This is a genomic window from Streptomyces venezuelae, assembly GCF_008642295.1.
Lineage (GTDB): Bacteria > Actinomycetota > Actinomycetes > Streptomycetales > Streptomycetaceae > Streptomyces > Streptomyces venezuelae_C.
In genome coordinates this window covers 2,380,907-2,397,738 of sequence record NZ_CP029190.1, presented here as the reverse complement: position 1 = coordinate 2,397,738, position 16,832 = coordinate 2,380,907, and the positions used below count along the sequence as shown (strand labels likewise).

The 16,832-nt window shown below is 71.5% G+C and carries 12 protein-coding genes; 9 read left to right on the top strand and 3 right to left on the bottom strand.

The features are described 5' to 3' along the window. Window positions 1-99: 99 nt before the first annotated feature. On the top strand, window positions 100-1,635 hold the full coding sequence (locus DEJ50_RS10385; RefSeq protein WP_150207271.1) for an MFS transporter: 1,536 nt from the start codon (window positions 100-102) through the stop codon (window positions 1,633-1,635). A 114-nt stretch (window positions 1,636-1,749) separates the two neighbouring features. Then, complete coding sequence (locus tag DEJ50_RS10380; protein ID WP_150207270.1) at window positions 1,750-2,430, top strand: hypothetical protein; 681 nt, start codon at window positions 1,750-1,752, stop codon at window positions 2,428-2,430. A 103-nt stretch (window positions 2,431-2,533) separates the two neighbouring features. Here the strand turns inward: DEJ50_RS10380 and DEJ50_RS10375 are convergent, their stop codons facing one another. Next, window positions 2,534-4,801 (bottom strand): M4 family metallopeptidase, encoded by a 2,268-nt coding sequence (locus tag DEJ50_RS10375; RefSeq protein WP_150207269.1) that lies wholly within the window; start codon window positions 4,799-4,801, stop codon window positions 2,534-2,536. A gap of 395 nt (window positions 4,802-5,196) precedes the next feature. Between DEJ50_RS10375 and DEJ50_RS10370 the strand changes: the two genes are divergently transcribed. Further along, on the top strand, window positions 5,197-6,672 hold the full coding sequence (locus DEJ50_RS10370) for a sugar transferase (protein WP_150207268.1): 1,476 nt from the start codon (window positions 5,197-5,199) through the stop codon (window positions 6,670-6,672). A gap of 17 nt (window positions 6,673-6,689) precedes the next feature. Here DEJ50_RS10370 and DEJ50_RS10365 read toward each other — a convergent pair whose 3' ends face one another. After that, window positions 6,690-7,649, bottom strand: a complete 960-nt coding sequence (locus DEJ50_RS10365) for a GDP-L-fucose synthase family protein (RefSeq protein WP_150207267.1) — start codon at window positions 7,647-7,649, stop codon at window positions 6,690-6,692. A 782-nt stretch (window positions 7,650-8,431) separates the two neighbouring features. Here DEJ50_RS10365 and gmd point away from each other — a divergent pair. The 4 genes from gmd (at window position 8,432) to DEJ50_RS10345 (ending at window position 14,602) form a co-directional block, all read left to right on the top strand. Further along, window positions 8,432-9,445 carry a GDP-mannose 4,6-dehydratase gene (gene gmd, locus DEJ50_RS10360; RefSeq protein ID WP_150207266.1) on the top strand — a complete coding sequence of 338 codons (1,014 nt, stop codon included), beginning with the start codon at window positions 8,432-8,434 and terminating at the stop codon, window positions 9,443-9,445. 267 nt (window positions 9,446-9,712) lie between these two features. After that, entirely contained in the window at window positions 9,713-12,493 is a 2,781-nt protein-coding gene (locus tag DEJ50_RS10355) for a DNRLRE domain-containing protein (protein WP_150207265.1), read from the top strand. A gap of 86 nt (window positions 12,494-12,579) precedes the next feature. Continuing rightward, entirely contained in the window at window positions 12,580-13,269 is a 690-nt protein-coding gene (locus DEJ50_RS10350; RefSeq protein ID WP_150207264.1) for a hypothetical protein, read from the top strand. Window positions 13,270-13,348: 79 nt separating this feature from the next. After that, window positions 13,349-14,602 carry an IS30 family transposase gene (locus DEJ50_RS10345; protein WP_150207263.1) on the top strand — a complete coding sequence of 418 codons (1,254 nt, stop codon included), beginning with the start codon at window positions 13,349-13,351 and terminating at the stop codon, window positions 14,600-14,602. Between the two features lie 7 nt (window positions 14,603-14,609). On the opposite strand, the gene DEJ50_RS10340 is transcribed toward DEJ50_RS10345, so the two are convergent. Beyond that, entirely contained in the window at window positions 14,610-14,978 is a 369-nt protein-coding gene (locus tag DEJ50_RS10340) for a hypothetical protein (RefSeq protein WP_223837691.1), read from the bottom strand. 386 nt (window positions 14,979-15,364) lie between these two features. On the opposite strand from DEJ50_RS10340, the gene DEJ50_RS10335 reads away from it, so the two are divergent. Both DEJ50_RS10335 and DEJ50_RS10330 read left to right on the top strand, forming a co-directional pair. Next, window positions 15,365-15,889, top strand: coding sequence for a hypothetical protein (locus DEJ50_RS10335; protein ID WP_150207262.1), 525 nt, complete (start codon window positions 15,365-15,367; stop codon window positions 15,887-15,889). A gap of 64 nt (window positions 15,890-15,953) precedes the next feature. Continuing rightward, complete coding sequence (locus DEJ50_RS10330; RefSeq protein WP_150207261.1) at window positions 15,954-16,790, top strand: DUF4097 family beta strand repeat-containing protein; 837 nt, start codon at window positions 15,954-15,956, stop codon at window positions 16,788-16,790. The last annotated feature ends 42 nt before the right edge of the window (window positions 16,791-16,832 follow it).

Genomic DNA, 16,832 nt, shown 5'->3' with positions numbered 1-16,832 from the left:
GATTCCGCCGGGAGCCGAGGCCCGGGTGGGGTACTGGGAGCGGGGGCGGCGGGCCGGGCGGCTGCGCACGCACCCCCGCGACCGCGAAGGAGCCCGCCGATGCGCAAATGGCTGCCGCTGACCGCGGTCTGCCTCGGGGCGTTCATGCTGCTGGTGGACGTCACCATCGTCACCGTCGCGCTGCCCGAGATGGCCGCCGGTCTGGACGGCTCCTTCGCCGGGCTCCAGTGGGTCATGGACATCTACGCCCTGGCGCTGGCCGCCCTGCTGCTGGGGGCGGGCGCGCTGGCCGACCGGGCCGGCCGCCGCCGGGTCTACCTCGGCGGGCTGGGCCTGTTCGCGGCGGCCTCGCTGGCCTGCGGACTGGCCACCGGCGCCGGGCAGCTGATCGCCTTCCGGGCGGTGCAGGGCGCGGGCGGGGCGGCCATGTTCGCCACCACCATGGCCCTGCTGAGCTCCTCCTACCAGGGGCGGGACCGCGGGGTCGCGTTCGGCGTGTGGGGAGCGGTCAACGGCGCCGCCGCGGCGGCCGGCCCGGTCATCGGGGGAGTGCTCACCGAACACCTGGGCTGGCGCTGGATCTTCTTCATCAACCTGCCGGTCTGCGCCCTCGCCGTGTACGTCACCCGCCGGGCCGTGGCCGAGTCCCGCGACCCGCACGGCCGCGCCAAGGGACTGGACCTGCCGGGCACGGCCGCTTTCACGGTCGGTGCCGCCGCCCTGACCTACGCGCTGATCCGGGCCGGCGAGCACGGCTGGACGCAACCCGCGGTCCTCGGCCTGCTGGGCCTGGCCGCCGTGGCCCTCGCCGCCTTCGTGGCGGCCGAACTGCGCGGCGCCCACCCGATGCTGGACCTCTCGCTGTTCCGCGACCGCACCTTCACCGGGATCCTGCTGGGCGCCCTGCTGCTCTCGGGCGCGGCGTTCTCCTCCCTGATGCAGGTCTCCCTCTGGCTCCAGTCGGCCGAGGGCATGGGGCCGGTCGCGGCCGGGCTGGTGCTGGTACCGCTGAGCCTGGCGGCCTTCGCCGTCTCGGCGTTCGGCGGGCGGTGGCTGCACGGGCTGCCGCCCCGGCTGAGCGTGGGCTGCGGGCTGCTGCTGACCGGGGCGGGAGCGCTGCTCCAGGCCCTGATGCTGGATGCCGGGGACGGCTGGCCGGTGCTGCTGCCGGGGCTGGTGGTCGCGGGCCTGGGGGCGGGCCTGGCCGCGCCGGCCCTGGCGGCCACCGCGATGGCAGTGGTGCCGCCGGCCCGGGCGGGCATGGCCGGAGGTGCCCTGAACACCGCGCGGCAGCTGGGCAACGCCCTCGGCATCGCGCTGCTGGGCGCGGCCTTCCAGGCCGGTCTGGTGCGCGGGCTGACCGGGGCGGGCGCGGCCGATGCGCACGGCACGGCCCAGGCGCTGGCCGCCGGCCGGCCGGTCGAAGGCGCCGGGGCGGCCGGTCTGGAACCGCTGGTGGACCCGGCCTTCGCGGCCGGACTGCGGGACACCTTCGTGGTGTCGGGGGTGCTGGGGCTGCTCGGTGCGCTGGCCGTGCTGGTGCTCGTACGGACGGTTCCGGCGGCAACCCACCGGGGGCGTACGCCCGTTCGGTCGCGGGAGGGTGTGACGGCCGGGCCGGGACTCTCCGGGTGAACCTCCGAACGCCCCTGCGGGGAGAAACGTTTCCCTTCTGTACTCCGCTCCTACGCTCCCTCCTGGATGCCAACCGGACCGGCACCCACCTCGCGGAAGAACGGAAATCCCCCCATGCGTCTTCGCACCACCGCGGTCGCCTTCGCCGGCGCCTTCGCGCTCGTCCTCCCCGTCTCGGGCCAGGCCCTGGCCGACGGCGGCGGCACCCTGAACTACACCTTCTTCGACGACGGCAGAGAGCGCCGCGGACAGCTCAGGCCGGCCGGTGACAGCACCTGCTACCTGCTGAACGGCACCAGCCGGCGGAACCCGGCGGTCTCGGCGTTCAACCGCACGGACCGGGCGGCCCTGCTGTTCGACAACGACGGGTGCTCGGGGGACCCGGTCGCGGTCGCCGGACCGCACGAGGGCGTGGCGGACTTCGAGGCGGTCGCGGTCCGCTTCGAGCGCCCGCGCGACAAGGAGCGCCCGCCGCGGGAGGACCAGAACACCGGCGGCAACGGTGACGATGTCATGGACGGCCACGGCGACAACGTCGACGAAGACACCGACGGCATGGAGGAGGCGGACAACAGCCGCGGCGACGAGCAGCCCCCCGTCATGGAGGAGCCCGCCGAGGTGATCGACGAGTCCCGGCCGGACGCCTCCGAGGAGGAGATGGCCGAGGAGGAGCAGTCCGAGGAGCACCAGTCCGGGGAGGAAGCGGGCGAGGAGGAGCGGGCCGGCCACCGTCCGGGCGGCGCCGGGAACGCTCAGCCCGACCTGTTCGACGTCATCTTCCGCGACATCCCCTGAGTCCGTCCGTAGTCCGTCCGTATGAGCAGAACGGCCCGGGGAGGTGTGAGTCCCCGGGCCGCTCCGCGTTCTATGGGTCGTGCGACCGGTCGGTCACCTCAGGTCAGAAGGTGAGCTTCCAGCTGTTGATGTAGCCGGTGTCGATGCTGGCGAGGTCCGCCACGCGGAGCTTCCAGACACCGTTCGCGACCTCGGAGGAGGCGTTCACGGTGAAGCTCTGGACGATGTTGTCCGCGCTGCCGCCGGTGCGGTTGCGCAGGTTGTAGACGGTGCCGTCGGGGGCGACCAGGTCGACCCGCAGGTCACCGACGTAGGTGTGGACGATGTTCACGTCCACCTTGAGGGCGCTCGAGGCGTTGCCCGAACGGGTCACGGTGATCGGGGACTCGACCGTCGAGTTGTCCGCGATCTGGTAGTCGGCCGTGTTCTCGAACACGTTCTGTTCCACCGTGCCGACGGTCCAGGTGAAGGACGCCGTCCCGGTCTTGCTCTGCGAGTCGGTCACCGTGACGGTCACGCTGGAGGTGCCGGCGGTGGTGGCCGTGCCCGAGATCAGGCCGGTGGAGGAGTTGATCGACAGGCCGGCCGGCAGGCCTGTGGCCGCGTAGCTCAGCGCACCCGGGTTGGTGCTGGTGGCCTGGACCTGGAGGCTCACCGCGGTGTTGATCTGGGTGTTCTGGTTGGCGATGGGCTGGACCGTCACGCCGCTGACGATGCGCGGGCCGACATTGACACCGGCCCAGGCGTTGGCGGTGTTGTTGTAGATGGTCGAGCCCTGGCCGTACAGGTCGGCGGCGGCCTGCAGGGTGGCCGTACGCGCGGCGGCGTAGTTGGTGTTGGACTTGAAGTAGCCCGCCGTCAGCGCGCGGAACCAGATCTTGGAGGCGGCGTCCCGGCCGATCGCGGTGACCGGAAGGCCGTCGGAGGTCGGCGAGTCGTAGCTCACGCCGTTGACGACCTTGGGGCCGGAGCCCTCGGAGGCCAGGTAGTACCAGTGGTTGGCCGGGCCCGAGGAGTAGTGGACGTCGATCGAGCCGATGCCGGAGTACCAGGCGTCCTTGGAGGAGCCGTCCTTGCTCGGCTTGTCCATGTAGCGCAGCGGCGTGCCGTTGCCCCGGATGTCGATCTTCTCGCCGACCAGGTAGTCGCCGACGTCCTGCGGGTTGTTGGCGTAGAACTCCACGGCCGCGGCCATGATGTCCGAGGTCGCCTCGTTCAGACCGCCGGGCTCACCGCTGTAGGTCATGTTGCCGGTGACCGAGGTGAGGCCGTGGGTCATCTCGTGCGCGGCCACGTCGGTGGAGGTGAGGGGCTTGTTGTTGCCCTCGCCGTCGCCGTAGGTCATGCAGAAGCAGGAGTCCTGCCAGAAGGCGTTGACGTACGCGTTGCCGTAGTGGACCCGGGAGTACGGGGCCACGCCGTCGTTGCGCAGGCCGTTGCGGCCGTGCACGTTCTTGAAGTAGTCCCAGGTGACGGCCGCACCGTAGTGGGCGTCCGCGCCGGCGGTCTCCAGGTTGGACGGCTGGCCGTTGCCCCAGATGTCGTCCGGGCCGGAGAAGAGGGTGCCGGTGCCGGAGCTGCCCCGGTTGAGGTTGTACGTCTTGTGGGCGCCGCGGGCCGCGTCGGTCAGGGTCCAGTTGCTGCCCGACTGGCTGGTGCCCAGGGTCACCTGGCCGCTGTACATGGTGTTGCCGGTGCCGGTCTCGACGGCCTGCCACTCGGTGATCTTCGCGCCGGTCTTGGCGTTGGTGACCACGTGCAGCTCGTTCGGGGTGCCGTCGTGCTGGAGGCCGCCGACGACGGTCTCGTACGCCAGGACCGGCACGCCCTCGGCCGCCCAGATCACCTTGCGGGCGTTCTTCGCGGCCTTGGTGTCCTTGGAACCCTCGGCCTTGGCGGCGGAAAGGGCCTGGCTCTCGGCCGCGGCCGGGGTGACGGCGGCGTTGGTGTCGGCGACCTTGATCTCGTGCTGGGTCGCCTTGGTGACGCTCTTGGTGACGCCGTCCTTGGCGTGGACCGTCAGGTCACCGCCGAGGACCGGCAGTCCGCCGTAGGTCCGCTCGTACGTGGTGTGCGTGGTGCCGTCCGCGTCCTTGACCACGTCACGGACGATCAGCTTCTCCTGGTTGCCGAGACCGAGAGCCCGGGCCGCCTGGGCGGTGGTGGAGTTCGCGTCGGCTATGAGCGTCGCACGCTCGGAGGGGCTGAGCTTGAGGGCGACCGCGCCCGGGTTGGGCTGGGCGGCCTGGCGGGCCTGCGACGCGGTGGCGTCGGCAGTGGCGGACGTGGTCTGCATGCCGACGGCGAGCAGTGCCGCCGCGGCAATGAGAGCGCCGGCCGCGGTGGCGCGCCGCTGGGGGGTGGGACTCAACGCAGACTCCTTCTGCAAGGGGGGTTCCGGACGGCTGGGTGGGCCACCGGGCAGAACAGGGCTGTGCGCAGAACGGATCGAAGAGTGCCAGCTGCGGAGCCAACTGTCAGGGCCGCGTCAAAAGAATGGCCGGAAAGGGTCCGTTGTCCGAAGTGATGGGTTCGATATGCGAACCGTTCACCTTCGCGTGCGTCCGGCCGGGGGTGGCATCCCGGCCAACATCCGGAACCGGGCCCACCGGATGCTAACGAACGGACAACAAGAGACCTCGTTGCGGCAAACGGCATTTACCGTACGGGTGTTTGTCGTACTGTTTCCCGGTGCGACAGATGTCCGTCGTTTGGGGAAGCCGCGGACACTCGCCTTACGCCATAGACCACGTGCCAGGGGGGCCCATGAGGCATGTCCGTATTCCTGCGCAAAGAGTGGCCGGAAGGGCTCTGGAGTCGACTGTGCCGTCACGGCGCCTCGGCGACAAGGCCCTCTGGTACCTGCCTGCCGCGCTGACCGCCGACGTGCTCGGCGCCGCCGTGCCCGTCGGCCTCGTCTTCGACGCCGCCCAGCAGGCCCGTCCGCTCTTCTGCGCAGTCGGTGCGGCCGTTGCCTGGGTGGGTGTGCAGATGCTCCGCCGGCGGTATGCCACCCGGGCGCTCGGGGAGTCCCGGGGCGTGCTGCCCGTGGTCCATGACTGGCTGATTCTGATCGGTGTCCTGGCCGTGGCCCGGGCCGCCCTCGACGAGAGCACCCCGCGGCTGGCCGCGCTCGGTTCGCTGCTGCCCGCCCTGCTGATCACGGTCGCCTGCCGCAAGCTGACCTACCGGCACCTGTCCGCGGCCCGCCGCGAGGCCCAGGCGGTCAGCCGGGTGCTGGTGGTCGGCGAACCCGGGGCGGCCGACGAGGTCACGGCGCACCTGGCCGCCCGGACCGACCACCCGTACGTGGTGGTGGGCGTGGTCCCGGTCGGCGACGGTGCCCTCACCGGGGGCATACCGGTCGCCGCCCGGCTCGGCGAGGAGATGTCCGAGACCCCGGCCGGCGACGCCGACGAGGTCATGGCCGCGGTCCAGAGCCACCACGCCGACCTGGTCCTGGTCGTACCCGGCAGCCGGATCTCCGGGGAGCGGCTGCGCCGGGTGGCCTGGGCGCTGCACGATGCGGGGCTGGAACTGGCGGTGTTCCCCGGGCTGGTGGAGGTCTCGGTCAAGCGCCTGGAGACCCTCTCGGCGGGCGGGCTCGCCGTGCTGCGGGTGGCGCCGCCGGTCCGGGGCGGGGTGCAGCCGGTGCTCAAGTCGGTCTTCGACCGGGCCGGCGCGGGTCTGGGGCTGCTGCTCCTGGCCCCGGTCTTCCTGGGCATCGTGGCCGCGATCCGGTTCGGCAGCAGGGGTCCGGCGTTCTACCGGCAGCGGCGCATCGGGCGGGACGGAGTCCCGTTCGTGATGTGGAAGTTCCGCACGATGGTGGTCGATGCGGACCGGCGCAAGGCGGAGCTGGCGGGTGCCAACGAGAACGACGGCCTGATGTTCAAGATGCGCCGCGACCCCCGGGTGACCCGGGTGGGCCGGCTGCTGCGCCGCACCTCGCTGGACGAGCTGCCGCAGCTGCTGAACGTACTGACCGGGCACATGTCGTTGGTCGGCCCCAGGCCGCCGCTGCCCGAGGAAGTGGCTCAGTACGACGAGGTCGAGCTGCGGCGGCTGGCGGTGCGGCCCGGGATGACCGGACTGTGGCAGATCAGCGGACGGTCCGACCTGTCCTGGGATGAAACGATTCAGCTTGATTTGCAGTACGTGGACAACTGGTCGTTCACCAGCGATGTCGACGTCATGGGCCGTACGTTCCGCGCCGTGGTGGACGGACGCGGAGCGTACTGAGCCGATTCATGCAGAGATCACTTCTGGGCGGTGCGCTCGGCGTCGAGCCACCAGCGGTAGGTGGAGGCGATGCCGTCCCGCAGCGGGATGCCCGGCTTCCAGCCGAGGGAGCTCAGCCGGCTGACGTCCAGCAGCTTGCGCGGGGTGCCGTCCGGCTTGGAGGTGTCCCAGGCCAGCCGGCCGCGGAAGCCGGTCACCTCGGCGACGGTCTCGGCGAGTTCCCGGATGGTCAGGTCCTCGCCACAGCCGATGTTGACGGGCTCGTCACCGTCGTAGTCCCGCAGCAACACGGCACAGGCCGCGGCCAGGTCGTCCACGTGCAGGAACTCCCGACGCGGGGTGCCGGAGCCCCACAGCATGACCTCCTCGCGGTCCGCGGCTGCGGCCTCGTGGAAACGGCGGATCAGCGCGGGCAGCACGTGCGAGGTCTCGAGGTCGAAGTTGTCGCCCGGACCGTAGAGATTGGTCGGCATGGCCGAGATGTAGGAGGCGCCGTACTGCTTGCGGTACGACTGGACCTGCACGATGCCGGCGATCTTCGCGAGCGCGTACGCCTCGTTGGTCGGCTCCAGCGGGCCGGTCAGCAGGGCGTCCTCGCGGATGGGCTGCGGGGCCAGCTTGGGGTAGATGCAGGAGGAACCGAGGAACAGCAGCCGGCCCACGCCGGCGGCGTGGGCGCCGCCGATCACGCTGAGCTGGATCTGCAGGTTCTCCTCCAGGAACTGGACCGGGTAGGTGCTGTTGGCCATGATCCCGCCGACCTTGGCGGCGGCCAGCACGACGGCGTCCGGGCGGACCTCCTTCAGGAACGCGCCGGTCGCGGCGGCGTCCCGCAGATCGAGCTCCGCGCGGCTGCGGGTGATCACCTCGTGGCCGTCGGCGGTGAGCCGCCGGACGACCGCGGACCCGACGAGACCACGGTGGCCCGCGACGAAGATGCGGGCGTGCGGGGGCAGGTACGACTGCGGAGTTGTCATACCGCCGATAATGCCATTGGCTCCCGCCCCCGGTTGCGCCCCACCCGCCTCGGCCGGGCCTCCGCCCCGACCGGCCCGCTGCGCGCGAGGCGGTCCCCTGCCGGGCCGCCCCAGCCGGGCCCCGTGCTGGCGCGGGCGCCCGCAGGGCGGGGTCCGGGCAGGGCGCGGCCCCGGCCGACCCGCTGCCCGCAGCGCTGGACCTCGCCGGGGCTCCGCCCCGGCCGGCCGGCTCTGGGCGCGGAGCGCCTCGGCACCTCCCGCCACCGGCGGACCGGGGCTCCGCAAGGCCCCGGACGCAGTCCCCGGTACGGGTTCCCGCCGGGGCTTCGCATCGGGCAACTCCGGGCGCGGTGCGCCGTGGCACCGCCGCCCGCCACCGGCGGGCGGGCCCCGTGCCCGGCACGGGCGCCCGCAGGGCGGGACCATGGCGGGGCGCGGCCCCGGCCGACCCGCTGCCCGCGGGGCGAAGCCTTGCCGGGGCGCGGCCCCGGGCAACTCCGGGCGCCGAGCGCCGTGGCACCGCTTTCCGCCACCGGCGGGTGGGCCCGGTGCCCCGGCACGGGCGCCCGCAGGGACGGGACCATGGCGGGCCCGGTGCCCGCAGGGCGGGACCCTGCCCGGGGCGTCGCCCCGGCCGGGCCGCCGCCGGCTTTGCCAGGGGCAGTGCCCGGCCAGGGCGGTGGCGGGGAGTGCGTACCATGCGGGGACCCGCCGCAGCACAGTCGAGGCATTGCCTCGGAACACATCACGAACCACGACGACAACCCCCGGGGGGAACCCGCATGAGCAAGACCGCGCTGATCACCGGAGTCACCGGCCAGGACGGCTCGTACCTGGCCGAGCTGCTGCTCTCCAAGGGCTACACGGTGCACGGCCTCGTGCGGCGCTCGTCCAGCTTCAACACGGAGCGGATCGACCACATCTACCAGGACCCGCAGACGGCCAACCGCTCCTTCGTGCTGCACCACGCGGACCTGTCCGACGGCGTGGCCCTGGTGAACCTGCTCCGCGACATACGGCCCGACGAGGTCTACAACCTCGGCGCCCAGTCGCACGTCCGCGTCTCCTTCGACGCGCCCCTCTACACCGGTGATGTCACCGGACTCGGCGCCCTCCGGCTGCTCGAGGCCATCCGGGCCAGCGGCGTGGACACCCGGATCTACCAGGCCTCGTCCTCCGAGATGTTCGGCGCCACCCCGCCGCCGCAGAACGAGCAGACCCCGTTCCACCCGCGCAGCCCGTACGGCGCCGCGAAGGTCTTCGCGTACTGGACCACGGTGAACTACCGCGAGGCCTACGACATGTTCGCGGTCAACGGCATCCTGTTCAACCACGAGTCCCCGCGCCGCGGCGAGACCTTCGTGACCCGCAAGATCACCCGCGCGGTGGCCCGCATCAAGGCCGGCCTCCAGGACAAGCTCTACCTCGGCAACCTCGACGCCGTCCGCGACTGGGGCTACGCCCCCGAGTACGTGGACGCCATGTGGCGGATGCTCCAGCAGGACGAGCCCACCGACTACGTGGTCGCCACCGGCGTCGCCGCGACCGTCCGCGAGTTCGTCCAGGCCTCCTTCGCGCACGCCGGCCTCGACTGGCAGGAGTACGTGGCCTACGACGCCAAGTACGAGCGCCCCAGCGAGGTCGACGCCCTGATCGGCGACGCGAGCAAGGCGCATGCGCTGCTTGGCTGGAAGCCGACGGTCCTGGTCGAGGAACTGGCCCGGATCATGGTCGACGCCGACATCCGCCAGGTCGAGGACCAGCTCGCCGGAGTGACCGTCCGCATCGACCGCTGAGGCGGGCTGCCGAGGGCCGCCGCGGTCCGCGCGTACTTGCGGTTACCTTACGATTTACCTGTCCTGGTCAAACCCCAGGGGATGACCAGGACAAATTCCGCCGTATGTCCGCAGCACACCCACCAGTTCGGAACCCGTTGATTCCAAGTTGGTATGCAATGGGTCAAGTGAGGTGACCGAGCCCTCGCAGGGGCCCTAGTGTGCGCCAGTACATATGGCTGTTCGTATAGTTCCAGCCATTCAACCGGGCGACGCCCTGGGGGGCTCATGCGTAGATCCAGAGGGCTGACTGCTGCCCTCGTCCTGTCACTGGCCGGTGCCGGAACCGGTCTTGGCCTGGTGTTGATGCCTCAGGCGTCCGCCATCACCCAGCCGGTGGCGTTCACGGCCGACGCGCTGCCCACCTGGCAGCCCAACGGCATTGTTTTCGCGATGGCCGAGGCCAACGGCACCGTCTTCGCCGGCGGTACCTTCTCCGCCGTCCGCCCGCCCGAGAACGCGGGCAGCGGCACCGAGCAGGACGCCGTGAACTTCGTGGCGCTGGACGCCGCGACCGGGGCCCCCACCTCGTGCAAGCTCTCCTTCACCATCGGTGACGGCATTGCCACCGTGCGGTCCCTGGTCGTCTCGAAGGACAAGAAGACCCTGTACGCGGGCGGCTACTTCGGCGCCGTCAACGGCACCCCGGTGAGCAGCGTCGCCGCGATCGACATCGCCTCCTGCGCGCCCAAGGCGTCCTTCCACCCGAGCTTCCCCGCCACCGTGCGCGCGCTCGCGGTCACCGACGACACCCTGTACGCGGCCGGCGACTTCGGCACCGTCGAGGGCCAGACCCGCGAGCGGTTCGCCGCGGTCGACGCCGCCTCCGGTGCCCTGAAGCCGTTCACCGCCAACGCCGACGAGCCGGGCCGCGCCATCGAGGTCACCCCGGACGGCAAGCACGTGCTGATCGGCGGCGACTTCTTCAGCGTCAACGGCTCCAACACCCACGCCCTGGCCGTGGTCGACGCCGCCTCCGGCGCGGTGAAGAAGACGTACGACAACATCCCGAGCAACTCGGTCGTCAAGGACATCTCCACCGACGAGACCGGCTTCTACACCGGCAACGAGGGCTCCGGCGGCGGCGTGTTCGACGGCCGCATCGGCCTCAACCTGACCGACTTCAGCGAGAAGTGGCGGGACCGCTGCCTCGGTGCCACCCAGTTCGTGCTGCCGTACGACGGGGTGCTGTACAGCTCCTCGCACGCCCACGACTGCTCCACCGAGCTGGAGTTCCCCGACGGCAAGCGCCACTTCCTGCTGGCCCAGCCCACCGACCACGCCGGCGCCGCCCCCGCGCCCGTGAACGGTTTCGTGCGCGGCCCGGGCAAGCTCGGCTGGCACCCCACCGCCAACGACGGCATCGGCGAGGGCATCGGCCCGCGCGTGATGGCGGTGGCGGAGAAGAACGACGTCAAGTACATGTGGGTCGGCGGTGAGTTCACCCTCATCAACGGCGTGGAGCAGCAGGGTCTGACCCGGTTCGCCTCCACCGGTGACGTCGGCGCCCCGACCACCCCGGTGGCCAGCGCGTCCAGCGTCAAGCCCGGCGAGGCCCAGGTCCGCTGGCGCACCAGCTACGACGCGGACGACAGCAAGCTGACCTACCGCATCTACCGCAACGGCTCGGGCACCCCGATCGCCACGGTCGCCGCGAACTCGCTGGAGTGGGAGCGCCCGCAGGCCTCCTGGACCGACACCACGGTCAAGGCCGGCCAGTCCTACAGCTACCGGGTGACCGCCACCGACGCGGCGGGCAACACCAGCGCCCTGTCGGCCACCGCCTCGGTGACCGTCCCGGCCACGGTCCAGTCCTACCCGAACCAGGTCCGTGCCGACGGTGCCAGCCTCTACTGGCGCTACGACGACACGGTCAGCCCGTACGTCGCCGACTCCTCGGTCTCCGGCAACACCAGCGGTGTCCAGGTCAACGCCCCGGCCCTGCGGCAGACGCCCGGCGCCGTCACCGGCTCCAGCACCGCGATGGGCTTCAACGGCACCAGCCAGCAGGTGCACAGCGACCGCCGCCAGACGGTGGGCGCCACGTACACCCTGGAGACCTGGTTCAAGACCGGGACCTCGCGCGGCGGCAAGCTGATCGGGTTCGGCAACAACACCACCCGCAACAGCGGCACGTACGACAAGCAGATCTACATGACGAACACCGGCCGCCTCGCGTTCGGTGTGTACAACGGGTCCACCCGCACCATCACCACGGGCCTGTTCGACACGTACAACGACAACAAGTGGCACCACGTGGTCGCCACCCAGGGTCCGGCCGGCATGGCCCTGTACGTGGACGGCCAGAACAAGGGCACGCTCAACGCCACCACCCACACCGACTACGCGGGCTACTGGCACGTCGGCGGCGACAACCTGGCCAGCTGGCCGAACCGTCCGACGAGCAACTTCTTCGCCGGGCAGATCGACGAGACGGCCGTCTACCCGAGCGTGCTGACCCAGGCGCAGGTCAAGAACCACTACGACCTGGCCAAGGCGCCGACCGACACGGTCACCGAGGTCTCCGCGACCGAGGACACCTACATCAACCAGGGCGCCCCGAGCACCGCGTACGGCACGTCCACCTCGCTCGCGGTGCGCGGCACCGCGGCGTACGAGACGTACCTGCGCTTCACCCTGCCGGCGGCCCCCGCCGGGCAGGTGCTGAAGTCCGCCTCGTTGCAGATCAAGACCACCACGCAGGCGGGCGCCGGTACGCCCGACAAGGTCTCGGTGGTTCCGGTCACCGGTACCTGGAGCGGTGCGGGCACCACGTTCAACACCAAGCCGACCCTGGGCACCACCCCGCTGGGCTCGATCACGGGCATCGCGGACGGTTCGGCCATCCACAACGTGGACCTGGACACGGCTGCGGTCTCCGCGGTGCTGGGTACCAGCTACGACATGGCCCTGACCAGCGCGGGCACCGACCCGCTGTGGATCTGGTCCTCCGAGGCGACGGCGGCGGAGGGCACTCCGCAGCTGATCCTCACCTTCGGCCCGAAGTAACGACGGCCTGCTGCGGGGCCCGGTCCGGCCTTCGGGCCGGGCCCCGCAGCCGACCCGGCACCAGCACCGCACCACCAGGAGCCCCTGTGAAGTACCGACGCCCGGCAGCGGCTGCCGTCCTGCTGGCCACCGCCCTGACCCTGACCCTGACCGGCTGCAGCTCGGACGGGGACAAGCCCGACGCCGAGGTCAAGGCCAAGCCGCCGGCCGCCTCCTCGGTCCCCGATCCGGCGGACGCCACCACGGCGCCGCCCGCCGCGCCCTCGCCGGACGCCAAGCCCACCGGGCCGGTGCTGCCGGACGCGAAGCTGACCCCGGCGACGGGCAGCTTCAAGGAGAACGAGAAGACGTACCTGCGCGGGCGGGTGCCGGAGAAGACGGACCCGGCGGCCGTCCTGCAGTCCGGGCAGGAGTCCTGCCAGCGGGTGGCGCGCACCGCCAAGCGGGACAAGGACGCGGCGACCGCATCGGTCATCGCGGGCGAGATCCCGAACGCCAAGGACGCGATCACGCTGCTCTGCCCGGAGCAGAAGCCGGTGCTGGCGGCGGCCGAGAAGGGCTTCGGCGACGGCACCCGGAAGGCGCCGCAGGCCGGCACCTTCCGCGCCATCAACCCGAGCCCGGCCTGCACCTGGCAGGCCAAGGGCAAGGACGGTGCCGTCCTGGCCTCGGGCCCCGAGCTGGGCGCCAAGCCCGGCGAGCGCATCACCGCCAAGATCCCGGCGGGCACGGCCGAGCTCGTCTCGGCGGGCTGCTTCGCCTGGGTCCCGGCGTAGTACCTCCGCGCAAACCCCCCAGCCCCCCGGCATCCTTGGGTTCTAGTGGTCGTCGCAACACCCCAGCTCAGGGGATGCGATGGACTTCGAGATCCGGGAGAACCGGAGGCCGGGCGGAGGGAGGCTGGTGCGGGAACGCGCCGCATACTTCGAGCTCATGGAGCAGGGCTACAGCACGAGGGATGCGGCGCGGATCGTCGGGATCAACCTGCGCACCGGCAAGCGGTGGCGTAACGGCTGGCACTCACCGCCGCACGGTCAGAAGCCGGTCCCTCCCATCTACGGGACGGGGCCGGCTGCCGCGTCGCCTGAGGCCGCTGACAGCCCTGGAACATCCCGGTTCCTGACCGAGTCCGAGCGGATTCACATCGCCGACCGGCTGCGGGAGAAGGCGTCGATCCGGCGCATCGCGTGCGAGCTGGGACGCAGTCCTTCCACCATCAGCCGGGAGGTCCGGCGTAACCGGCGGCCCATGCCCAACGGCGGCTTCGCCTACCAGCCGTTCCACGCCCACCGCCGGGCCGAACGGCGACGCGCCCGGCCCAAGACCGGGAAGATCGGGCAGAACCTTGAGCTGCGCGACTTCATACAGGACCACCTGACCCTGAGGTGGAGCCCGGAACAGATCTGCCGGGTCCTGCGCACACGCTTCCCCGACCGGCCGGAGATGCACGTGACCCACGAGACGATCTACCAGGCCCTCTACGTCCAGGGCCGAGGGGAACTGCGCCGTGAACTGACACGGGCTCTTCGCACCGGACGGGCATACCGCCGGCCGCACCGTCACGCCGCCAAGCGCATCAGCCGCCCGGTCAAGAACATGGTCATGATCAGCGAGCGTCCCGCCGAGGCAGCCGACCGAGCGGTCCCGGGCCACTGGGAAGGCGACCTCATCATCGGCAAGGACGGCCGCTCCGCCATCGGAACCCTGGTCGAGCGCGCCACCCGCTACGTCATGCTCGTCCACCTGCCCCACGGTCACAATGCGCAGGCCACCCGCAGCGCTCTCGCCGCCACCGTGGAAACGCTTCCGCGGCATCTGTGGCCGCTGACCTGGGACCAGGGCTCGGAGATGGCCGCCCACCGGGCATTCACGGTGGCCACCGACATCCCGGTCTACTTCTGCGACCCAGCCAGCCCCTGGCAACGCGGCTCGAACGAGAACACGAACGGCCTGCTGCGGCAGTACTTCCCCAAGGGCACCGACCTGACGGTCCACACCCCCGAGGACCTGGCAGCCGTCGCCGCCGAACTGAACAGCCGCCCACGCAAGACGCTCGGCTGGCAAACCCCAGCCGGGCGTCTGCGTGAGCTGACAGCTCCGCTGAACTGATCTTCGCCTACCTGGGATCGTCGCTTTCCCAGGGATAGACGAAGAGGTCGGGCTGGACGCCCCATGCGTTGAGCACGGTGTTCAGCTCAGACTCGTCCGGGGCGTCGGCGGACCCGATGAGCGCTGAGCCGATGTCGTAGTCGAAGCCATCCATGTGCTCGCGGTCGTACTCCCAATGCTCCAGCCGAAAGCTACGTTCAACGTCGCTGCGAACCCATCCCTCGTCCCGAGCCTGGACATCAGGCTCGCTCCGCGCGGGGCGGATGTCCACGAATGCGCGGCGATCTGGCCGCGATGCCGGGACTTCCGCAACCAGCCTCCTACCGAGTCGGAGCGCGGTCAGTTTGTCCGTCGGCCAGTCCGATCCGTCATTCATGAGGCTCATTCTGTTCCTGCCCGTGGAGGGCTGAGGAGTGGGGGCCAGGCGGGAACTCTGTGAGCCACTCAACCCCCAGCTCGCCGGAACGGGCAGCACATTCCCGCCGACAACGCAGCAGTGGCTCGGCTGGGAGTTCCCAGCCGAGCCACTGCTTACACTGCTGCCCAGACACGCCAGTGATCACGTGTTGCGACGATCCCTAGAATCCGCCATCGGCCGGGGGGCTTTTGCGTGCCACCCCACTGCGTGGCGCCACGATGACGCCACCCGGGCCGGCCCGGTGGGGCCGGGGACCGCGGCGGGCCGGTAGCCCGGCGCCATGTGGCGCCATAGTGGCGCCATTGAGGGTGGACATGGCGCCATGGGCGTGCCATGATGGCGGCATGGACCTCACGCCCTATGTGGATCACCTCCGCCACGAGCTGGCCGTCGCCGCCGGCGCCGGCGGCGACGAAGCCCGCGCCCTCGCCGAACGGCTCACCGCGCCGCTCGAGTCGGCCGCACGGCTCACCCTGCTCAACGCACTGTCCGCCGCCATGGGTGAGGTCACCCGGGAGCTGGCGCCGGGCTCGGTCGACGTACGGCTGCGCGGACTGGACCCCGAGTTCGTGGTGACCGCGCCGCCTGCCGGGCTGCCCGAGGGCGGGCCGGGCCCCGGCCCCGCCGCACAGCAGGCGCCCGCGCCCCAGCCCCCGGCCGCACCCGTGGCCGACGGCGACACCGCCCGGATCAACTTCCGGCTCCCCGCCCACCTCAAGAGCCGGGTCGAGGACGCCGCCGCGGCCGAGGGTCTGTCGGTCAACGCCTGGCTGGTCCGGGCCGCGACCGCCGCCCTGGAGCCGGCCGCTCCGGGGCGGAGCAGCAGCCGGTACCGGGGCGACCAGGGGTTCACCGGCTGGGTCCGCTGACCTTCCCGCGCCCGCGCCCGTACCCACCTTCACCGAACCAACGAGCCAAGAGGACGGCACAGCCATGCCTGCTTTCGAGACCACCGAAGCCATCAGCGCCATCGTCGAGATCGAGGTCGGATCGATCCGGATCACCGCGAGCAAGCGCACCGACACCCTCGTCGAGGTGCTGCCCGGCAACCCCGGGCACGACGGTGACGTACGGGCCGCCGAGGCGACCAAGGTCAGCTGCTCCGGCAACACCCTCACGGTCAAGGGCCCCAAGAAGAGCGGGCTGTTCGGCCGCACCCCCACCGTCGAGGTCAGCATCGAACTGCCCACCGGCTCCGAGGTCCGCGCCGGCACCGTGGTCGGGGACATCGACCTGGTCGGCGCCTTCGCCGACTGCCGGCTGAAGACCGCGATGGGCGAACTCCGGATCGACCGGGCCACCACCGTGCACCTCAAGAACGACCACGGCGGGGTCCACGTGGAGGAGATCACCGGCGACGCCGACATCACCGTCTCCGGCCGGGCCGAGATCGGCCGGATCGACGGCCGCGCCGTCCTCGGCAACGCCAACGGCGAGACGATCCTCGGCACGGTCGCGGGCGACCTGCGCGCGAAGGTATCCAACGGTTCGATCACCGTCGGCGCCGCACACGCCGGCGTGGACGCCCGCTCCTCCAACGGCCCCATCCGGATCGGCGAGGTGGTGCGCGGCCGGGTGGTGCTCGAGACCGCCGTCGGCGAGGTCGAGGTCGGCATCCGCCGGGCCACCGCCGCCTGGCTGGACGTCCACACCGACCTGGGCTCCGTCCAGAACCACCTCGGCTGCGTCGACGGTCCGACCGCCACCGACGAGACCGTCGAGGTGCGGGCCCGCAGCGGCTACGGCGACATCGTGATCCACCGCGCCTGACCCGGACCGGGACGGCGGGCCCGCCGCCCTCGCCTGGTCCGC

Excerpts from the sequence above, each read along its gene's own strand:
- DEJ50_RS10345 (WP_150207263.1), top strand. The coding sequence starts at position 13,349 with ATGGACTTCGAGATCCGGGAGAACCGGAGGCCGGGCGGAGGGAGGCTG.
- DEJ50_RS10340 (WP_223837691.1), bottom strand. The coding sequence starts at position 14,978 with ATGAATGACGGATCGGACTGGCCGACGGACAAACTGACCGCGCTCCGA.
- DEJ50_RS10365 (WP_150207267.1), bottom strand. The coding sequence starts at position 7,649 with ATGACAACTCCGCAGTCGTACCTGCCCCCGCACGCCCGCATCTTCGTC.
- DEJ50_RS10370 (WP_150207268.1), top strand. The coding sequence starts at position 5,197 with ATGAGGCATGTCCGTATTCCTGCGCAAAGAGTGGCCGGAAGGGCTCTG.
- DEJ50_RS10385 (WP_150207271.1), top strand. The coding sequence starts at position 100 with ATGCGCAAATGGCTGCCGCTGACCGCGGTCTGCCTCGGGGCGTTCATG.
- gmd (WP_150207266.1), top strand. The coding sequence starts at position 8,432 with ATGAGCAAGACCGCGCTGATCACCGGAGTCACCGGCCAGGACGGCTCG.
- DEJ50_RS10330 (WP_150207261.1), top strand. The coding sequence starts at position 15,954 with ATGCCTGCTTTCGAGACCACCGAAGCCATCAGCGCCATCGTCGAGATC.
- DEJ50_RS10335 (WP_150207262.1), top strand. The coding sequence starts at position 15,365 with ATGGACCTCACGCCCTATGTGGATCACCTCCGCCACGAGCTGGCCGTC.
- DEJ50_RS10355 (WP_150207265.1), top strand. The coding sequence starts at position 9,713 with ATGCGTAGATCCAGAGGGCTGACTGCTGCCCTCGTCCTGTCACTGGCC.
- DEJ50_RS10380 (WP_150207270.1), top strand. The coding sequence starts at position 1,750 with ATGCGTCTTCGCACCACCGCGGTCGCCTTCGCCGGCGCCTTCGCGCTC.